Annotated in this window: 16 protein-coding genes; 8 read left to right on the plus strand and 8 right to left on the minus strand. The window is 68.9% G+C overall.

The features are described from left to right. The first annotated feature begins 143 nt into the window (after positions 1 to 143). From ACLQ27_RS31970 to ACLQ27_RS32000, 7 genes are all read left to right on the plus strand, one after another. Positions 144 to 1,436: an ATP-grasp domain-containing protein gene (locus ACLQ27_RS31970; RefSeq protein ID WP_425870226.1), complete on the plus strand. Its 1,293-nt coding sequence runs from the start codon at positions 144 to 146 to the stop codon at positions 1,434 to 1,436. Positions 1,437 to 1,499: 63 nt separating this feature from the next. Beyond that, positions 1,500 to 2,453, plus strand: coding sequence for an ABC transporter ATP-binding protein (locus ACLQ27_RS31975; RefSeq protein WP_357493112.1), 954 nt, complete (start codon positions 1,500 to 1,502; stop codon positions 2,451 to 2,453). A gap of 2 nt (positions 2,454 to 2,455) precedes the next feature. After that, positions 2,456 to 3,226, plus strand: a complete 771-nt coding sequence (locus ACLQ27_RS31980; protein WP_234581252.1) for an ABC transporter permease — start codon at positions 2,456 to 2,458, stop codon at positions 3,224 to 3,226. Next, positions 3,223 to 3,996 (plus strand): ABC transporter permease, encoded by a 774-nt coding sequence (locus tag ACLQ27_RS31985; protein WP_357574289.1) that lies wholly within the window; start codon positions 3,223 to 3,225, stop codon positions 3,994 to 3,996. The genes ACLQ27_RS31980 and ACLQ27_RS31985 overlap by 4 nt, the downstream gene beginning before the upstream one ends. A gap of 58 nt (positions 3,997 to 4,054) precedes the next feature. Continuing rightward, positions 4,055 to 5,374: an ATP-grasp domain-containing protein gene (locus tag ACLQ27_RS31990; protein ID WP_425870228.1), complete on the plus strand. Its 1,320-nt coding sequence runs from the start codon at positions 4,055 to 4,057 to the stop codon at positions 5,372 to 5,374. Positions 5,375 to 5,539: 165 nt separating this feature from the next. Then, on the plus strand, positions 5,540 to 6,016 hold the full coding sequence (locus ACLQ27_RS31995) for a flavin reductase family protein (RefSeq protein ID WP_425870229.1): 477 nt from the start codon (positions 5,540 to 5,542) through the stop codon (positions 6,014 to 6,016). Between the two features lie 352 nt (positions 6,017 to 6,368). After that, positions 6,369 to 7,397, plus strand: coding sequence for an ArsR/SmtB family transcription factor (locus ACLQ27_RS32000; RefSeq protein WP_425870231.1), 1,029 nt, complete (start codon positions 6,369 to 6,371; stop codon positions 7,395 to 7,397). Between the two features lie 818 nt (positions 7,398 to 8,215). Here the strand turns inward: ACLQ27_RS32000 and ACLQ27_RS32005 are convergent. From ACLQ27_RS32005 to ACLQ27_RS32030, 6 genes are all read right to left on the minus strand, one after another. After that, on the minus strand, positions 8,216 to 8,737 hold the full coding sequence (locus ACLQ27_RS32005) for a YbaK/EbsC family protein (RefSeq protein WP_357493100.1): 522 nt from the start codon (positions 8,735 to 8,737) through the stop codon (positions 8,216 to 8,218). Between the two features lie 29 nt (positions 8,738 to 8,766). Beyond that, positions 8,767 to 9,576 (minus strand): hypothetical protein, encoded by an 810-nt coding sequence (locus tag ACLQ27_RS32010; RefSeq protein ID WP_357493098.1) that lies wholly within the window; start codon positions 9,574 to 9,576, stop codon positions 8,767 to 8,769. Then, positions 9,563 to 10,318: a class II glutamine amidotransferase gene (locus ACLQ27_RS32015; RefSeq protein ID WP_357493096.1), complete on the minus strand. Its 756-nt coding sequence runs from the start codon at positions 10,316 to 10,318 to the stop codon at positions 9,563 to 9,565. The genes ACLQ27_RS32010 and ACLQ27_RS32015 overlap by 14 nt, the downstream gene beginning before the upstream one ends. Positions 10,319 to 10,324: 6 nt before the next feature. Further along, positions 10,325 to 11,608 (minus strand): ATP-grasp domain-containing protein, encoded by a 1,284-nt coding sequence (locus ACLQ27_RS32020; RefSeq protein WP_425870234.1) that lies wholly within the window; start codon positions 11,606 to 11,608, stop codon positions 10,325 to 10,327. A 5-nt stretch (positions 11,609 to 11,613) separates the two neighbouring features. Further along, the gene (locus ACLQ27_RS32025) at positions 11,614 to 13,146 is read right to left on the minus strand and encodes a hypothetical protein (RefSeq protein WP_425870236.1); all 1,533 of its coding nucleotides are present in this window, start codon (positions 13,144 to 13,146) and stop codon (positions 11,614 to 11,616) included. A 412-nt stretch (positions 13,147 to 13,558) separates the two neighbouring features. After that, on the minus strand, positions 13,559 to 14,524 hold the full coding sequence (locus ACLQ27_RS32030; protein WP_357493090.1) for a LysR family transcriptional regulator: 966 nt from the start codon (positions 14,522 to 14,524) through the stop codon (positions 13,559 to 13,561). 123 nt (positions 14,525 to 14,647) lie between these two features. On the opposite strand from ACLQ27_RS32030, the gene ACLQ27_RS32035 reads away from it, so the two are divergent. Beyond that, positions 14,648 to 15,583, plus strand: coding sequence for an EamA family transporter (locus ACLQ27_RS32035; protein ID WP_425870238.1), 936 nt, complete (start codon positions 14,648 to 14,650; stop codon positions 15,581 to 15,583). Between the two features lie 8 nt (positions 15,584 to 15,591). Here ACLQ27_RS32035 and ACLQ27_RS32040 read toward each other — a convergent pair whose 3' ends face one another. Together ACLQ27_RS32040 and zwf are read right to left on the minus strand one after the other, a co-directional pair. Then, positions 15,592 to 16,149 carry a YbaK/EbsC family protein gene (locus ACLQ27_RS32040; RefSeq protein ID WP_357493086.1) on the minus strand — a complete coding sequence of 186 codons (558 nt, stop codon included), beginning with the start codon at positions 16,147 to 16,149 and terminating at the stop codon, positions 15,592 to 15,594. Between the two features lie 156 nt (positions 16,150 to 16,305). Beyond that, positions 16,306 to 17,799 (minus strand): glucose-6-phosphate dehydrogenase, encoded by a 1,494-nt coding sequence (gene zwf / locus ACLQ27_RS32045; protein ID WP_357493084.1) that lies wholly within the window; start codon positions 17,797 to 17,799, stop codon positions 16,306 to 16,308. Between the last annotated feature and the right edge of the window lie 791 nt (positions 17,800 to 18,590).

Consider the following 18,590-nt stretch of genomic DNA (forward strand, 5'->3'; position numbering starts at 1 on the left):
GGGCGGATCGGCCGTAAAGCCGTACTTATGTCTGCCCCAAGAAAACGTCACTACTGGCCGCTGTCCGGGCGTGCTGGAATGAAGAGCGCTGCTCGGCGTGCCGGGCCGCGCAGCCATCTCGCCATCGTCTTGGAGGAAGCCCGGTGCGGGTCCTCGTCCTGGAATGCGCCCTGTCGTTGGACGTCAATGCCGCCATGATCGCTGACTACGCCGATGTCGCCCGACGACACGGTGATCTCAGCCTGACCGTGCTGACCAGGGAGGGTGTGCGGGACAGGTTGGCGGGTGGGGTTCCGGAGGAGGTCGAACTCCTCGAGGAGGTGCCCGACTACTTCACGCCCGGGGCCGTCGAGCGACGGGCCATGGAACTGCTCCGGAACTCCTCGTACGACCTCCTGTTCGCCCCGCGGGAGGGGGACGTCGTACGAGCCGCGCGTATCCGGGAGAAATTCGGTATCGAGGGCCAGAACGTCGAGAGCGCACGGGCGTACCGCGACAAGCTGGAGATGAAGCGGCGGGTGGCCGCCGCCGGTCTCGACGTCTGGCCCTCGTACCGCGTCGACGACGCTGTCGACTTCTGGAATGCCGTCGACGAGCTGGGATATCCCCTCGTCCTCAAGTCCCGGTCCGCCTGGGCCGGCGAGACCGCGGCTTTCGTCTACGACGAATCAGGCGCGCGGAAGGCAGCGTCGGACTGTTTCGGCCGGCTCTCCGCCGATGTGCCCGCGCACAGCGTCGCCGAGCCGATGGCGGGTTCGGTGATGTACCACGTCGACGGAGTGCGCCATGACGGGGAGTTCCTCTACCTCATCCCGTCGCAGTACTACGGCTTCGGGACCGGGCGCGCTGTGGGCGAGCACGTCGGCTCCTTCGGTTCCGTCATGCTCGACCCGGCTTCGGCCGTCGGCCGTGGCCTGGTGGAGTTCGTCGAGGCGGTCGTGGCGGCCCTGCCCAACGCCCGGACTTCCGCGTTCCACGCCGAGGTGTGGGGCGACGTGAACGGCAGGCTCCAGCTCAACGAGATCGCCGCGCGCGCCGGCGGGCACTTCACCATGACCAATGCGGGTGCGGCGACCGGTCTCCTACCCGACAAGCTGTGCCTCGGGCTCGCCACCGGCATGAAGCCGGAGCAGTTGGGCTTCGTCGGAGAGGAGCACATCCGGCCGGTGGCCGGATTCGGCCTGCCGTACCGCGCCGGCAGGGTGGTGACGCTGCCCGACCGCTGCGAACTCCCCTCGGTGCTCAAGTTCGTCCTGCCGGAGTGGCTGGTCCCCGGCGCGACGATCCCCCTTCCCACGAGCTGGTTCGACACCATCGGAGACGTCACGCTGACCACCCCCACCTACGACGGGTTGCGGCCCGAGATGGAGCGGGTCGTCCGCTGGGCGGAGGACGCCATGAAGATTCAGCCCGACGAAGCCGGCCTGATCCGCTGACGCCGTCGGACGACCGGCGAAGCGGACCGGACCTGGCGGGAGCATCATTCACGGGGAGACGAGATGACGCAGGCGCTGTCCTGGGGGCAGCCGGCACCGGTTGTGCATGCCCGGGGCCTCACCAAGTCCTACGGCGGCCCGGCTGCCGTCGACGGGGTGGACCTGGAGATCTGGGCCGGTGAGTCCGTCGGGATCCTGGGCCCCAACGGTGCCGGCAAGACATCGCTCATGCGCATGCTGAGCTGTGTCTCCCTCCCGTCGGCCGGCTCGCTGCGCATTTTCGGGCTGGATGCCGCGAAGCAGAGCCGCGACATCCGGCGGCGGCTGGGCATCGTGCATCAGGAAGACATCCTCGACTCGGAGCTGACCGTCGCCGAGAACATCTACATCTACGGCAGATATTTCGGGATGCCCCGTGCGGTGATCCGCGAGAACAGCGCCGAGCTGCTGGAGTTCGCCAAGCTGTCCGATCGTGCGGACTCCCGCGTAGAGACCCTCTCCGGAGGGATGAAGCGGCGACTGAGTATCGCCCGTGCCCTGGTCAGCAAGCCGGAAGTCCTGTTGCTCGACGAGCCGACGACCGGCCTGGACCCGCAGGCGCGGCACGTGCTCTGGGACCGGCTGGCGATGCTGAAGACTCGTGGCGTCACGTTGATCCTGACGACCCACTTCATGGACGAGGCCGAGCAGCTGTGCGACCGGATTCTGCTCATGGATCGGGGGAGCCTCCGGGACGAGGGCGCTCCGCAGGAGCTCGTCACGCGCTATGCGTCGAAGGACGTCGTGGAGATCCGCGCGAGCGGCGCAGCGGACGTGTCCGCGCTGGCGGAGCTGGTCGGCAAGATCAGCAATCGGATGGAGCAGCTGCCCAACCGGCTGTTGCTCCACGTCGACGACGGTGATCTCGCCCTGCGCGCGGTGATCGACCTCGGCGTCGACCCCCGGGCCTGCCTGGTCCGGCGTGGCTCGCTGGAAGACGTCTTCCTGAGGCTCAGCGGCCGGAGCCTGCTGGGGTGACGATGCCCTCGATCCTTGTCGCCTGCGAACACTGGCTGCTCCAGTACCGCCGCACCTGGCGAGGTACGCTCACCAGCTCGATTCTCGCGCCGCTGCTCTACCTGGCGACGCTCGGGCTCGGCCTCGGCGCGAGCTTCGATCTGCAGGTCCAGGCCCACACCCAGCGGGTTGACTACGTCGTGTTCGTCGCCCCGGGTCTGCTGGCCGGCTGGGCGCTGCAGACCGCGGCCGAAGTGTCGGCGTACCCGGTAGCCACCGCGATGCGGATGGACCGCACGTATCACGGCATGGCGTCCTCACCGGTCGGCTACCGCGGAGCGTACGCGGGACACCTGGCCTTCATCGCGCTGCGTGTCGCCATCAACTGCGCGATCTTCCTGGCGGTGCTGGGCGCCCTCGGGATCGTCACCTCGTGGTGGGCGGTGGTCGCGCTCTTCGTGGCGGTGCTCACCGGCATGTCGTGTGCCGCGCCCATTCTCGCGTTCTCGGCCGCGATCACGCGGGACGCGAGCCTGACGACTCTCACGCGCCTTGTCGTGACGCCGCTGTTCCTGTTCTCCGGGATCTTCTACCCGGTCAGCGTCTTCCCCACCGTGCTGCAGTGGCTGATCTCCGTCACGCCGCTCTGGAACGGGGCGGAACTCTGCCGGCAGTTGATGACGGGCCACGCGGACCTCCGGCCGGCGCTGCTGCACCTGTTGGTCCTCGGGTGCTACCTGCTGCTCGGCACTGTCGCGGCCGAGCGGATGTTCAAGAGGCGATTGACCCTATGAAGTCGGCAATTCTCACGGATGTCAGCGCGGTAGTCGAGCGGAACTTTCTGGTCGCCCGGAAGACCTGGTCGGTCCTGCTGTCGGGCATGATCGAACCGGTCCTGTTCCTGCTCTCCATCGGACTAGGTCTCGGTTCGCTGCTCGGGCCGGTGGAGGTGGGCGGCGAGACGGTGCCGTACCTCGTCTACTTCGCCCCGGCCCTCATCGCGACATCCGCCATGAACGGCGCCCTGTACGACTCGACAGTGAACTTCTTCTGGAAGCTGCGCTACCGACGTCTCTACAAGCAGCTCCTGTCGGCGCCGATGAACATCAAGGGCATAGTCGCCGGAGAGATCGTCTGGGCGCAGCTCCGGGGTGTGGTCTACGCGGTAGTGATGTTGGTGATCATCGGCGTGTGCGGCGGCCTCAGATCCCCCTGGGCCGCACTCGCCGTACCGGCCGCGTTGGTGGTGGGATTCGCCTTCGCGGCCATCGGCGTCGCGATCGCCACGGTGATGCGCAACTGGCAGGATCTCGACCCGGTCCGCTTCGGCACGCTGGTGCTCTTCCTCGCGAGCGGCACGTTCTTCCCCACGTCGGCTTACCCGCCGGCCATCGGTCACCTGGTCGAGCTCTCGCCCCTGTACGCGTCCAACGAACTGGTCAGGGCGTTCTGCGTCGGGCGGGTCGGTGCCGCCCAACTGCTCCAAGTGGCCTATCTGGTGGCCCTGACCCTGGGCGCCCTCTGGATCGCCGTGCGTCGTTTCGGACGCCTGCACGCCGACTGAGCGCCGGCCCGCCCATCTCCCACCTGTGGGAGGAGAACCTCCGAAGGAGCCTGACGCCGTGCAGAACACGAGCCGCCACGTTGTCCATCTCGGTTTCGCCGAGCAGCACCTCGACTCGATCGAGTTCGGCGACCACCAGGTGTCCCTGCTGGTGCACCGGCACGTCGTCGAGCAGATGTCACCCGCCGCGCGGCAGCGGTTCGTCCGCATCGGCGTACTGGACGTGCCGCACACGCTGGACTTCGAGGACTACGACCGGGCGCTCGACCAGATGATCCCGCTGGTCGAGGATTTCGCCGCCGAACTGGGTCCGCCGGTCGCCGTCGTCGCCATGTACGAGCACGTCACCCTGCCGGCGGCCCGGCTGCGCGAGCACTTCGGCATTCCGGGCGTCGGCGTCGAGACGGCGGTGCTCTGCCGCGACAAGGTCCGCATGAAGGAGGCGATGCGGGGCAGCGGGGTACGCGTTCCCGCGTTCTGGGCGGTCGGCGCAGCCACCCCGTACGCCGACCTGGAGAGGATCGCGGCCGCCGTGCCGGGCGGGATCGTCCTGAAGCCGCAACGCCAGGCCGGCAGCTTCGGCATCAGGGTCTTCCGCGACGCGGCGGAGTTCCTCACGTACGCCCAGGCGCACGGCATCCCCGACGATCACGAGGTGGAGGAGTTCGTCGCGGGCGAGGTGTGCCACGTCGACGGCGTGGTCCGGGACGGTCAGATCCGCTTCATCAGCGCCTCCCGGTACATCGGCGACTGCTTCAACTTCCGGACCGGCACGGAGCACCTCTCGTCCGTCACGTTCGACGACGCGGCGACGCTGGCGCGGATCACCGACTTCACCGCCCTCGTGCTGAAGTCGCTAAGATTGCACACCAGCACCTTCCATCTGGAGCTGTTCCTCACCCCCGACGATGAGCTGATCTTCCTTGAGGTCGCCAACCGCTTCGGCGGCGCCTACATCGGTGAGGCCATCCGCGCCGTCTACGGCGTGGACCTGGTCCGCGAGTCCGTCCTCGCCTGTATGGGCCTGCCGTCCGAGGTCGGGACCGTCACCGACATCCTGGGGTACGCAGAGGTCGGAGCCTCCGGTTGGCTCTACCCGGCCCTGCCGGAGATCCGGCCCTGCGTCGTCAAGCGCATCCGCGGCCTCGACACCTGCCCGGACTCCGTGGTGCTGTCTGAGATCCCCAACATCGGCCAGACGCTGAACGACGACATCACGGCCTTCCCCAGTGCGGGCAGGTTCGTGCTGGCCGGAGCGAGCACGGCGGAGGTCGAGCGCGACATCCGACACCTCGCCGCCACGTACGCCCTGGAAACCTGCCCGCCGGCTACCTGGTCACGAGACTGCGCAGTGCCGCCAGGACCGCCCGGTTGCTGACCTTGGTCCGTCGCTGCGCATATCCGGAACCGATATCCGGACCAACGGCGGCCCATTGCTCCATGAGGTGTTCGCACCACCGGACAGTGCGGCCCGCGGCCGTGCCGACGTGAGTGGGGGATCGAGATGACGGCGGACGCGCCGGACCGAGCGGCGGCACCTCCGGTGAGCGCGGATGAATTCCGCAACGCGATGGCGCTGCTGGCAGCACCGGTGGCCATCGTGACCACTCTTCTTGACGGGCGCCGCTGGGGCTTTACCGCCAGCGCGGTGACCGGGCTGTCCCTCAGTCCACCGCTGGTCTCGGTGGCGATCGATCGGGCGAGCCGGTCGCACGGAGCCTTCGTGCTCGCGAAGGAGTTCGTCGTCAACGTGTTGGCGGAGCAGCACCGCGAACTCGCTTCCCGGTTCGCGCGTCTGGGACCGGACAAGTTCGCCAACCACACCGACTCGACCTTCCCGGGTACCAGTCTCCCCGCCATCGATCAGGCGATCGCCCAGTACCGCTGCACCCGTCAGGCGGTGGTACCGGTCGGCGACCACGACCTCGTGGTCGGTGAGGTGAGCATGGTCCTCCGGGATCCGGCTCGACGGCCGCTGCTCTGGTACGAACGGGGCTTCCACGCCGCGGTCCGGCTCTGACCTAGACCGGCTGCCCCTGCGGCGGGACGCCGGAGAATCCCTGGTGATGCCGTGGCCGATCGGGTCGAGATCGGACTCGTCACTGCGACAGACCACGCCGCCATCGTCCTGGTCGGGCTCCCGTCGGCGTGCTGGTGCGCCGATTCGCGCTCAGGCGCCCACAGGCCAACATGGACCTGGTACGCCGCGCGAGTGAGGTGGAAGTCACAGCCGAATGGACTTAGCGCGCATTGTTGCGCACCGTAATTATCCCAGCACGCGGGAGAATGTTGCCTGATCGATCCGGATTGATTAAAGCTGGTGTGGGTTCCGCCGGGAGTTGTCGGCGGACACGGGGGCTTGGAGGAATTCGTTGTCGACGTTCGCGTTGAGTGAAAGTAAACACTGCTCGGTCAGAATCTCCTGCAGTTCATTGTGGGAATCTCTCGCCAGTATCCGATTGGTCTACAGTGCTCGAAATGCCGCACCGTGGCCTTACGGAAATTGGCTGCAGGCCACCCGGCGTTCCATCAAGCGAGACGGACCGGAACTCACGCCCTGGCTGCGGGACCTGTTGCAGATCCACGGCGGCATGTTGCCGTCGTTCGTCACGCCCTTGCCGAGATCGGCGTCGCCCACCCTCGATGAGGAGTTGGCGGACCTCCGGGCAGTGCCGCCGGCGCAGGTGCGTGCCGAGCTCGAGCAGTGGGGCGGCGGGCTTCAGTCGCGTGCCCTGCGCTCCCTTCATGAGTGCCCCGAGCAAGCCCTCGACCAGCTCGCGGACATGGTGGCGGTCTACTGGGAGGTGGCACTGCGCCGGTATGCCACCGCCATACGCTCGACCTATGAGGCGGAGATCTTCGCCCGGTCGCGGGTACTGGCCACGGAGGGCCCGGAAAGCCTGCTGGACAGCCTGCACGCCCAACTGCCGCAGGTGGGCACGCCTGGCGTCGGGGCGCCGCCGTCGGCGTCCGAGCCGATGTCGCGGGTCCTGATCGTCCCGTTGCTCTTCGGCCGGGGACCGTCGCTGACGGCGACCGCCCCGCACGGCGTCGTGTGCTTCTCCTACCAGGCCTGCGGTGCGTCCGTGCTGAGCGGTGCCGCCCTGGAGCCCGGCCGGGCGGACGGCACGGGGCGCAAGGACCGTCTGGAGATCCTGCTGGGCCGCAGCCGGGCGGCAATCATGCGCGGTGTCACCGTGCCGACCACCACCTCGGCTCTCGCCGCTGAGCTGGGCCTCGCCGTCAGCACGGTGTCGGAGCACCTGGCCGTGCTGGTGGCGGCGGGAGTGGTCAAGCGCCGGCGGGCGGGCATCCGGGTCCTGTACGAGCTGGACCGGGTTGGCCTGCCGTTGCTGGGCTACCTGGGCAGCGATTCGATGGCCATGTCGTCCGCCGGCTGAGCGTGCCTGCGGGCCGCACGTCACGTCCCGGTGGCCGCCGCGCCGGCAGCTTGCCCGGCGTGCTGGACTACGACCACGAGGCGGCCACGGATGACGCCCCGCGAGGCGGGGAGGCCAGGGCCGGCGCCGCGGCGGAGCCGTGATGACACTGCTGCCCGCGGGCGCTCGCCTCGTCTGGACGTGGGGTGCGGCATCCGCCCGGTGACGGGCTTCGCGGGCCGGACCGGTGGGTGGCCGGGCTCGACGAGGCCGGGCGGGTGCTGCATCCGGGCTGGGTGTCCAGCATGCGGACACCCCAGCCGGCTTGAGCCCGCCGCCGATGCAACCGCGCAACAACTTATCGGCAGGCAGGGACCGCTATGCGGATATCGGCCGTCGCCGTGTGGTGAGGATGATGTCTTTTCACGGCCACGAGGGTGACAGCCGACGTCGATAACGGATTTGTCGACTCCGTTCGAATTCACCGCCACAACAATTCCAGGGACTGGATCACATGCCCTGTCGGGGACGGTCGAGAAAATGGCACGGCTATTTGCCGTCGAAGGTGCCGACGGGGCCGGTAAGACCACTGCCGCCCCGGGCCTCGTCGCCCAGTTCCACCTTCCAGCGGCACTGAAAGATGTGACGATGGCCGGCCCGACCGGGCCCGCCCGGCGGTCTGGGTCGGTGAGGTGATCAACCACTGTGCACGGATTCCCGCGTCGATCAGCGCCGGCTGACGGGTGCCGCCGGTCGGCGATCCGGCCGATGGCGCTGGCGCCGGGTCCGGTCCGAGCGGATCCGACCGCATCGGGAGCCGGCGCCACCGGCCGGATCGCCTACGCCACCTGTTCGATCGGGGCGGTCCGGTCGAGCCCCGGCCCCTGCGCGATGTCGAGCAGGGTGGGTCTGGCCAGGCGGAGATAGTCCGTGGTGCGCAGGGCGACGGAGCGGTCCAGCGCTGCGGCGTTGAAGAAGATGTCGGTTGTCTCCAGTAGGGCCGGATCCACGATCAACTCCAACTCGGCGTCGAATGCGAACGGCATGATGGTTCCGCTGACGGTGCCGGCGAGCCGTTCGGCGGTCTGCCGGTCGGCGAAGCCCGCGTCGCGGCCGCCCACGCTCTCGCGGATCCGGTCGAGGTCGACGCGCCGGTCGCCGGGCACCACGGCCAGGACGAAACGAACCTGCCTTTTGCTGATCTTCACGCGGACGACGATGCACTTCGCCGCCTGCTCCGGAGGGTGCCCGCGCAGCAGGCTCGCCCGTTCCGTCCGGCCTTCCGGGGCGTGCCGGATCAGCCGGTATTGTGCGCCGCCCTCCTCGAGCAGGTTCAGCAGCCGGTCCGCCGCGGTGGGCACCGGATGATGCTTGTCCGAGGGCTCGGGACTCATCCCCAGACCACCGCAGAGTCGAGCGAGTCGTCCGCGAAACCGATGAAGAAGCCCATGGTGAGCCGGTCGGAGCCGGAGACCCGCTCGATCGAGTGGTACCGGGTGGGGTTGATCAGGTAGACGTCGTTCGCCTGTGGGCGGAACTCGTGGCCGGGCACGTCCCTGACCACCTGCTCGTCGTAGCCCAGCCCACTCTGGATCTTGTACTGCTCGTCTGCGGCCGCCCAGGGCTTGCGGTAGATCCGCAACTCGCCGCCGCTGTCGCACTCCTGGATGCACACCACGCAGCTGAGCTGGTAAGCCAGATCCTGAAGGGCCACCTCGGTGCCCGCGGCATCGCGCATGATGTTGTCGTTGTGCAGGGGATTGCGGACGCCGTCGGCGTGGATGCGGATCACCGACTCCGCGTACTCGCCCCGCCCCGGTTGCGCCGCCGGCTCGAGGCTGCTCAGCCCGAACTGCACCCGCAGCCCGTCCCGGACGTGCTGGGCCAGGTCGAATGAGACGCCCTCCAGCATCACCTTCGCCTCCTTCGCGGCCTGGAGGTAACCCTCGAAGTCGTCGAGGTACTTGGCCAGGTACGGGCCAATGGTCGTGAGCGCGCCGTTGGCGTACGTGGTGGTGGAGGCCGAATCGAAGACCTCCCGGAGCCGAGCTCGATTCTCGGCGAAGACCTCGTCGGGAAGCAGGTTGCGCAGCACGACGACGGCCACGTCGCCGTCCACCAGCCGGCGGAGTAGGTCCCCGGACGGGCGGGTGGTGCGGACGTCGACGACGACGCGATTCCAGTTTTCAGACTCGTACATGCTGACGTTCTCCTTCGGGTCGGGATGCGGTGGCGGCAGCGGGCAGCGGCAGTTCCAGCACGTGGTCCGTCGGCAGGGGAGTCCACCTGTCCACCGCGCCCAGCGCCGGGATGATCTCCGAGGACACGATGGTGGCTCCGGGACGGTCCAGCCGGGACATACCGAAGTAGATCGGGCGGTCGTTGTCGGCGGGGCTCCAGTGCACGACGTAGGCCGCGTTGAGGTTGACCGCGATCGCGTTGCCGGAGGTGCCTCCGGTCGGGACGGCCCGCAGCCTGGTCAGGGTCTCCACCGGGTCGAGAGCCTCGGCCCCGGGCGGGACGATGTAGTCGAAGTACTCCAGCGAGTCGAACCGGGACGCGGGCAGGCCCAGCCGGCGGTACACGGTGGGCATGAACCCGTTGTGCATGAAGTACCAGGGGAAGTCCCCGGCACGTTCCAACGGGTGGGTGAACTCCAGGCCATGGTTGGTCGGGAGCGTGGCATGGCGGGTGTGGATGGCCAGGAAGGTGGAGCGCAGGCCGATGAGGGGTGACTCACCGACGCTCTCCTCGATCGGCCGCACGTCGCGATGCGTCCGCAGGTGTGGCGCGTCGGGGGCGCTCCACACCGCACCCCAGCCGTTGGGGTGGACCCGCACCGGACCCTCGTGCGTGGCGGTGCGCCCGCAGGCCATCGCGACGGCGGCGTCCACCATCTCACGGACGTCGAAGTCTCCCACGCAGAGCAGTAGTCGGCACATGAGCGATCAGCCCTCCCATCGGTCGGCGACGACGGACCGCAGGTTCTTGAGCACCTCGTCAACGTGGTCGCCGGTGATCAACAGGCGGCCCAGGGCGCCGGCATGCCGCAGCACGTCCGAGGCCAGGGCGGCGCGGTCCACCGCCGGCAGGTCCCGCTCGGGCGGCGCGGGCAGATGGAGCATCCGTACATCGGGGTCGACGTCGGCCATCGCCTCCGCGACGGCGAGTTCCTGCGGCGAGGTGAGAGACACCTGACCGGCCACCCCGCGACGCGAGCGCGGCGGCAGGAGGGCCGGTGGCGTGTCGTCCAGATGGCACCGGACGGCGATGTCGGCCCAGTCCATGCCGGTCGAGGCGGCCACGAGCGCCACCAGCCCGCCACCGGAGAGCCGGAAACCCATCTCGACGAACACCGGTCCGGCGTCGCCGAGGATGGCGTCGAGGTGGAACGGGCCCTCCCGGTAGCCGGCCGCCTCGACGGCGGACCGCGCCAGCCGGTGCAGCGCGGCGTCCGCGTGGTCACCATGCTCGGCGACGTGGCCGATCTCGCGGAATCCGGACAGCCCGGTGGCACCCGGGGCGTCCTGCGGTTCCACAGCGGTCAACTTGTGGCAGACGCTGAGCAGGTACACGCGTCCGGCCCGCACCACGCCCTGAAGTGAGACCTCGGGACCGCGTACGAACTCCTCCGTGATGACCGCCTCGAACGAGGCGCCGCCGTAGTTGCGCAAGCCGGTGATCACCGACAACGCCTGCCGACGCTGAGCCTCGTCGGCGGCCAGCAACACCCCCAGGCCGCCGCCGCCGTCAACCGGCTTGACCACCTGCGGGTAGGCCAGGTCGGTCCGGGACACGCCACCGTCGGCGGCGAGCACAGCGCTGCGGGGCTGCGGCAGCTCCGGCGCGACCCGTGCGAGCGCGGCCCGCTGCTCCTGCTTGTGCAGTGGCTCGAACGTGGCTCCCATCCGCGGCCACGGCGCCGTGCCGAGGGACCGCGCCGCGGTGAACGCGGCGTCGACGTAACGCTCGAAACCGGGGAGCAGCAGGGCCGGTGCGATGCCGGCCTCCGCCAACGCGGCGATGACCTGCCGGGGGTCCTCCGGGCGCGACACCGCCAGCTCCACGTCGAACTGCCGGCGGCCGAGGTCGCGGCGTCGGCGCAGGTAGCTGGCCGTCTCCACCAGCACCGCCCGCATCCGCCGGGACCGGGCGCAGTCCAGGTACGGGTCGAGCCCGTCCCGGGTGGCCCCCACCTGTACGAAGTCGGATCCACCCGACTGCGGCGCCACGCCGGTCATCGCCCGGAAAGCAGTTCGGGAACCGCGTGGCCGTCGGCTCCCCGCAGGCTGAGGACGACCTTCTTGTGCGGATCGCCCTCCAGGATCGCGTCGATCAGCTCGCCCTTGACCGGCGTGGTGGACGGCAGCCGCAGCGAGCTGCGATAGAGCAACCGCAGCTGTGCGAGGGTGAGTCCGGTGACGCGCTGAAGCCGGCCGGCGAGGGCCGCCACGTCCCCGGCCGGCGGCACCACGTCCTCGGCGAGCAGATCGTGGATGGTCTCGGTCGAGCTCACCAGATCCGGCTGCTCATTGCTCAGGTAGCGGTCCAGGTGCAGGCCCTTCTCCGTGAACGGCGCGTACACCATGGCGACGAGCTGCTCGTCGGTCAGGCCGTACGCCTCCATCGCGTACGCCTGCATCGCCGAGCGCATCCGGGCTACGGCTGCCGCACCGGCGTAGCGCTCCCGCATCACCGTGATGAGGCGGTCGGGGAACTCCTTCTGGTGCATCAGGCCCAGAGCGAAGTCGACGTACTCGGCCAGGCCCTCGGCGTACGTCCGGCCGTGGCGTCGCTCGGTCTTCAGTGCCCGCAGGTGCGCCATGAGCGCCGGGTTGCCGCAGTCGGACTCGGTGAAGCTGAAGGCGACGTCGTCGAAGACGAAGCCGAGGAACTCCGTCAGCAGATCCCAGTGGTCCCCGGAGGCGTATGCCGTGTCGTCGTAGATGGAGAAGAACTGAAGATCGGTGCGGACGTCGGTGGTGATGGCCCGCTCGGCGATGGTGTCCGTCGCGTCCGCACCGTGGATGTCCGCGAAGTAGGCGCCGGAGATCTTGTCGAGGGAGGACAGGAAGCCCTTGAAGCCGCTCCGGTGGTCGGGCGATGGTTGCAGGCCGAAGCGCCGGGCGAGGCGGGTGACCCACAGGAAGTAGTCCCGTTGCTCCGTCTGCGAGTCACCAGTGATGATCACGTTGACCCCGCCGTCGTGGGCGGCGGCGAGCCCGAAGGCGTTGACCATGCTGAGGTTGCAGGCGTTGCAGAAGGTGGGCCTGGCGTCCGCGGCGGTGCGGTGGCCGGTCATCAGGATGTCGACCCGATTGCGCTCGACGACCTCGCGCCGCTGCGGCAGGTCGACGTCGAATGTCGACACCACCGACCCGTCGACCACCAGTAGTTCACAGTCGGGGTCGTCGAGCAGGCCCAGCGCCCGGTACGCCCGGTCGATGTTCTCCATGACGGCGCGCGGCATACCCGCATGCCGGTTCGTCGCCACCCGCATCCGGAAGGTGCTGCCGTAGATCTCGGCGAGGACGAGCTGCATCGCCCGGACGAATGCGAGGGTGTACGAGCTGTCCTTGCCGCCGCCGTAGGCGACGAGGACGACGTTGCGGTTCAGCGACGCCGGTTCGGGCAGCGCGGCGTACAGGCGCATCGCGCAACGCGCCGCGCTGGTCAGGTTCTCGCGGGACATCGCGGAGCGGAGGGCGGTCAACGCGTCCCGCCGGGTTGCGACCCGGCTGGGGGAGCGCTCGACTGTCGGAGTCACCATTGAGATCGATCACCTTCCCTGTGGCCGTCCCATCAGGGACCGCACGCGATAGGGCAGGCGCATATGACCGACGATCGGGCGAAGGTGGAATTGCCCGGGCGTACGGATATGGCGTGCCTTTACTGTGTTCCTGGCATCGGGTGATTGTCGTCGTCCGTTACGACCGGACCCGGGAAATGAGAAGCCGAACAGCTATCGGATAAGACTTCGTTTAGCATCGGCAATGACATCGGCGGCCCACCATGGAGCGGCCCTGTGATTGAACCTCAATTGCGCCCCCGTCCGGCAACCCGTTCGATCCCTACAATGGGGGAGGGGGTGCCAGGTGGTCAAGCCGCAATCTCGTAGTTTGAACCTGGCCCCGCCCAAGCGCATCACTTCGACCTATCGGAAATGGCCGAAAGGCTCCTGGTCAGCCAGTCGTCGAACGTCGTGCGGACGTCGCGACATTCGGGGAATCAGAGTGGGCGGTCCGAGCAGCGGATGCTTCGTGCAACGCGTCGAGGGCGGCGGTGATCGCCGGCCGGTCGCTGGTGCTCGCCCGCCACACGGCCATGATCTGCCGGGAGCTGGTTGGCCGCAGCGGCAGTGCCACGACCTCCGACGGCAGGCGCCCACGGCCCAGCCGGGGCAGCAACGCGACGCCCAGCCCGGCGGCCACCAACGACACCTGGGACTGGTACTCGTCCACCTGGCAGGTGATGTCGGGCTGCCGGCCCCGCTCGGCGAAAGTCCGCAGTAGCCACGCGTGACACATCGATCCAGGACGCTGGCTGATCCACCGCTCGGCGACCAGGTCATCGGCGGAGACCTCGTCCCGGCCTGCCAATGGATGCCCGGCCGGCAGGAGCACGTCGGCGACGTCGTCGCCCAACGGGGTGCACCGCAAGCCGTCGGGGAGGACCAGCGGGGTGTTGTGCCAGTCGTGCACGACGGCGACGTCCACCTCTCCCTCGGCCACCAGGTCGACGCCGCGGAGCGGGTCCACCTCCGACACGCGGAGGTCCAGGCCGGGGTGCCGGCGGGTCAGCTCCACCAGCACGTCCGGCAGGAGTCCTCGGCAGGCCGTCGGGAAGGCGGCGAGCGTGAGGCGGCCGGTCGGCGTTCCGTGCTGGAGTTTCAGTCGGGTCTCCGCCCGCTCCAGGGCCGCCAGCACCTCCCCCGCCGTCTGCGTGAGGATCTGCCCAGCGGGGGTCAGCGCCACCCGGCGGCCCTCGCGGTCGAGAAGGGGGGCGCCGGCCTCCCGCTCCAGCTTGGCGATCTGCTGTGACACGGCGGACGGCGTGTAGCCGAGCGCCGACGCGGCCCCGCTGATGGAGCCGAAGGTCGCCACGGCGTGCAGCGCACGCAGCCGGCCCAGATCGTGTAGTGAAGCCATGCTAACGAACTCCCATTAGAAAGTGTCAGCCTTCGGGTCCTTGGCGGCGGCGCCGGATGAGACATCATGGGTCCGGTCCGGTGGCGCGCGCCGGGTAGGAGGATGGGCGGTGAGGAGATAACGATGAAGCCGACTCATGTCGGGCTGGTCGTTTTCGTCGCGGCGGTCTGGGGCGTGAATTTCGTTGTCATCGATGTAGGTCTGCAAGACTTCCCGCCGCTGCTCTTCTCCGCACTGCGTTTTATCCTCGCCGCGATACCGGCGGTCTTCTTCGTCGGTTCGCCGCGGGTCGCCTGGCGGTGGGTTCTCATCGTCGGAATAGTGCTCGGCGTGCTGAAGTTCAGTTTCCTCTTTATCGGGATGCACGTCGGCATGCCCGCCGGACTTGCTTCCCTGGTGTTGCAGAGTCAGGCGGCGTTCACCATTGTTCTCGCCACTTTGCTGCTGCGCGAGCGGCCCAGGGCGGTGCAGTTGGTCGGCCTGGGCGTCGCCATGGCCGGGATCGTCCTGGTGGGCACGCGGCTCGGTGGGACGACGCCGGTCGCCGGGTTCCTGTTGGTGCTGGCTGCTGCCGCCTGCTGGGGACTGGCGAACATCGCGACCCGCAAGGCCAACCCGCCGGACATGTTCCGGTTCATGGTCTGGGTGAGCGTGGTTCCTCCCCTTCCGTTGCTGATCCTCTCGGCCGTCTTCGAGGGCGTTCAGGACGACCTCGCCGCGCTGCGCTCGATGTCGGTGTCCGGTGTGGTCGCCGCCGTGTACGTGGCCTGGGTCGCGACCCTGCTAGGTTACGCGATCTGGGGATACCTGATCCGGATCCACGGAGCCACCTCGGTGGCCCCCTACGCGTTGCTGATACCGGTGTTCGGTCTGGGCGCCGCGGCCGTCTTCCAGGGTGAACCCCTTACCGCCGTCACGATCCTGGCCAGCGTGCTGGTCATCTCCGGGGTCGCGGTCGGTGCGGTGCGCCTCCCGCGGTCGGCGTCGTCCGAAGCCATCGTGCCGGTCGGCGGAACCGACGACGCCGTTCCGGTTCTCACGGCGCGGCGTCTGCCGTAGGCCGCCCTCTACAAGGACGGCTCTCCGTTCCGTTGTACCCCGGGCTCCGGCTCGGCGATGGCGTGCACCGAAGGCTGCGCCAGTCGGACGTAGTCGGCGGTCCGCAGGCTGACGGAGCGTTCCAGCGCGCCCGCGTTGAAGAAAATCTTCTCGTGCTCCAGCAGCCCGGGATCGACGATCAGGTCCAGCGCCGCACCGAAGGTGAAGGGCACGATGGTGCCGCTTGGCGACCCGGTCAACCGCTCGGCCGTCGCCGCATCGGCGAACATGGCGTGCCGCGCCTGGTATTGCTCCTTCAGCCGGTCGAGGTTCAGGCGCTGGTCCCCGGGCACGACCGCCAGGACGTACCGGGATTCCTTTTTGGTGATCTTGAGACGCACGACTATGCACTTGGCCGCCTGCCCGGCGGGGTGGCCCCGCAAGGCGCTGACTTCGGTGGTGCGCCCCTCCGGCCGGTGATCGAGGGAACGGTAGTCGGCGCGTCCCTCGTCGAGCAACGCGATCAGCCGCTGCTCGGTGGTGCCGTCAGTGCCATCTGTCGGGGCGAGCCGGAGTTCATCGTGCATTTCCATACTTTAGTGCTCCCTCGTCATTTTGCCTGTCCGGGCGCGGTGCCGGTGCCCTTCACGCTCGACACGATGGCGTCGAGGACGGCCCGGCGGGGATGTTTCTCTGGTCTGCCCATCCACTGCGGGGAGGGCAGCATCGGCACTGTGGCAGGGTCACGCGGAGTTGCGCCACTTGCGGCCGTTCCGGCCGATGAGCCGATCGGCGTCGGTCGGGCCCCAGGAGGCGGCCTCGTAGGTCGGGATCGGCGAGTTGTCCTTCTCCCAGTTCTCGATGATCGGGTCGACGATCCGCCAGCACTGTTGCACCTCGTCGCTGCGGATGAACAGCGACGCGTCACCGATCAGCGCGTCCAGGAGCAGACGCTCGTACGCCTCCGGGGACTCCTCGACGAACGTCTGGTCGTAGGAGAACTCCATCGTGGCGGTGCGGACCCGGAAGGAGTGGCCCGGCACTTTGGCACCGAAGCGCAGCGAGATGCCCTCGTTCGGCTGGATCCGCAGGATCAGCGCGTCGGCATCGAGGCCGGTGAGCTGGTCGGTCGGGATCGGCAGGTGCGGCGGCCGCTGGAACTGCAGTGCCACCTCGGTGAGCCGGGCCGGCAGGCGCTTGCCGGTGCGTACGTAGAACGGCACCCCGGCCCAGCGCCAGTTGTCCACGTTGAGCCGCATAGCGGCGTAGGTCTCGGTGCGCGACAAAGGGTCCACGCCGGCCTCCTCGCGGTAGCCGGCCATCAGATCCTCGCGCGTGCCGCCCCGGGTGTACTGTCCCCGGACCGCGGCCTCGGCGATGTCCCGGTCGGTGGGGAGCCGGATCGCCTGCAGCAGCTTCACCTTCTCGTTGCGCAGGCCCTCAGCCTCGAACGAGGCCGGTGGCTCCATCAGTGCCAGCGCGAGGACCTGGAGCACGTGGTTCTGCACGATGTCCCGCATCGCGCCGGCGTCCTCGTAGAAGCCGCCGCGGCTGCCGACGCCGAGGGTCTCGGCGACGGTGATCTGCACGTGGTCGACCCAGGAGCGATCCCAGATGGGCTGGAAGATCGAGTTCGCGAAGCGCAGCGCCAGCACGTTCTGGACGGTGTCCTTGCCCAGATAGTGATCGATGCGAAAGACCTGGTGCTCGTCGAACGCGCTGTGCACGACGCGGTCGAGCTCACGGGCCGTGACCAGGTCGCGCCCGTACGGCTTCTCGATGACCAGGCGGGAGAAGGAGCCTTCGCGTGGCTGGTTGAGCCCGACGCCGGCCAGTCCGTTGATCACCGGCTCGAAGGCCCCGGCGGGGGTGGACAGGTAGAAGAGCCGGTTGCCGGACGTGCCCCGCTGTGCGTCCAGCTCGTCGAGGGTCACCACGAGCCGTTTGTAGGTCTCCGGGTCGTCGTAGCCGCCCGCCACGTACCGCACGCCGCCCTGGAGCTGGCGCTTGCTGGCGAGGGTACGTTCGCCGAGGGCGCTCTCGATGAACTGCTCGTCGGTCATCGGTGTGCGCGCGACGCCGACCAGCGCGAACTGGTCCGGGAGCCGCTCGTGCCGAGCCAGGCTCTCGACTGCGGGCAGCAGCTTACGCCGGGTCAGGTCACCGGAGGCGCCGAAGATCACCAGGGCGGCCGGCGGGGCACTGCGATCCTGGATGAGCTGAGTTGCGCGGTCCATGGTCTGCGTTCCTCCGGGCACAAGGGATGTGGGTTCGGGGGTGTCGTGCTGTCATGCCAAGGAATTGTGCGGCTGTGGGGGTGGTGTCCGGGGGCCACGCGGCGTGGCCCGTTGGTCGTGGAGCTCGAGCGTCCCATGCCGGGCTGACGGTTGGGCGACTCGGTGCGGTCTGTGGGAGTCGGGAGTGGGACGCCCTCGTGGCCGCGCCCGCGGGCCCGGCCGAACGGGGCGGGTGGCAGCGCCGGAATCGCCTGGTAGAGCACCCTCGCGCAGTCGTTCGTACGCCCGACCAGGTTTGTCGTATCGACCACCCCTTGACGGAGGCGATCGCAGGCGGGCGGTGTGCTGACCCACGGCCCGCAGGCGGGGCCGGTCGAGCCTGACGAGGCGATCGCCGCCCCGCACGGTTAACCGCCACCGTTGCCCCGTCTCGTCCGATTGACTGCCCGCCGCGGCGGCGGTGCGGTTGCTCGCCGAAGCCGTTCGGTCCGGTGGCGGACTGCCGTCCGCGAGGCAGCAGCAGCGCGGTGTGGTCCTGCACGTCGTCACGAGGTCGAAGCGCTCGGCCTGCAGGCCGTCTACCGACCTGCCTCACGGGCATCCACCTGCGCCACCACTGTCGCCGGCAGCCGGCCCTGGTGTCCCACGGGCAACCGGTGGAGCGGTAGCGCCGCGAGGCGGCGAGGGTAGGTCGTGGTCTGCTCGGGCAGGGGATTCCCGTGCCCGAGCAGACATCACCACGATCGGCAGCTGGTCACCGGCGGCCGAACTTGACACTCACCTTTCCTACG

It is taken from the genome of Micromonospora sp. DT63, assembly GCF_049841615.1.
Classification (GTDB): Bacteria; Actinomycetota; Actinomycetes; order Mycobacteriales; family Micromonosporaceae; genus Micromonospora.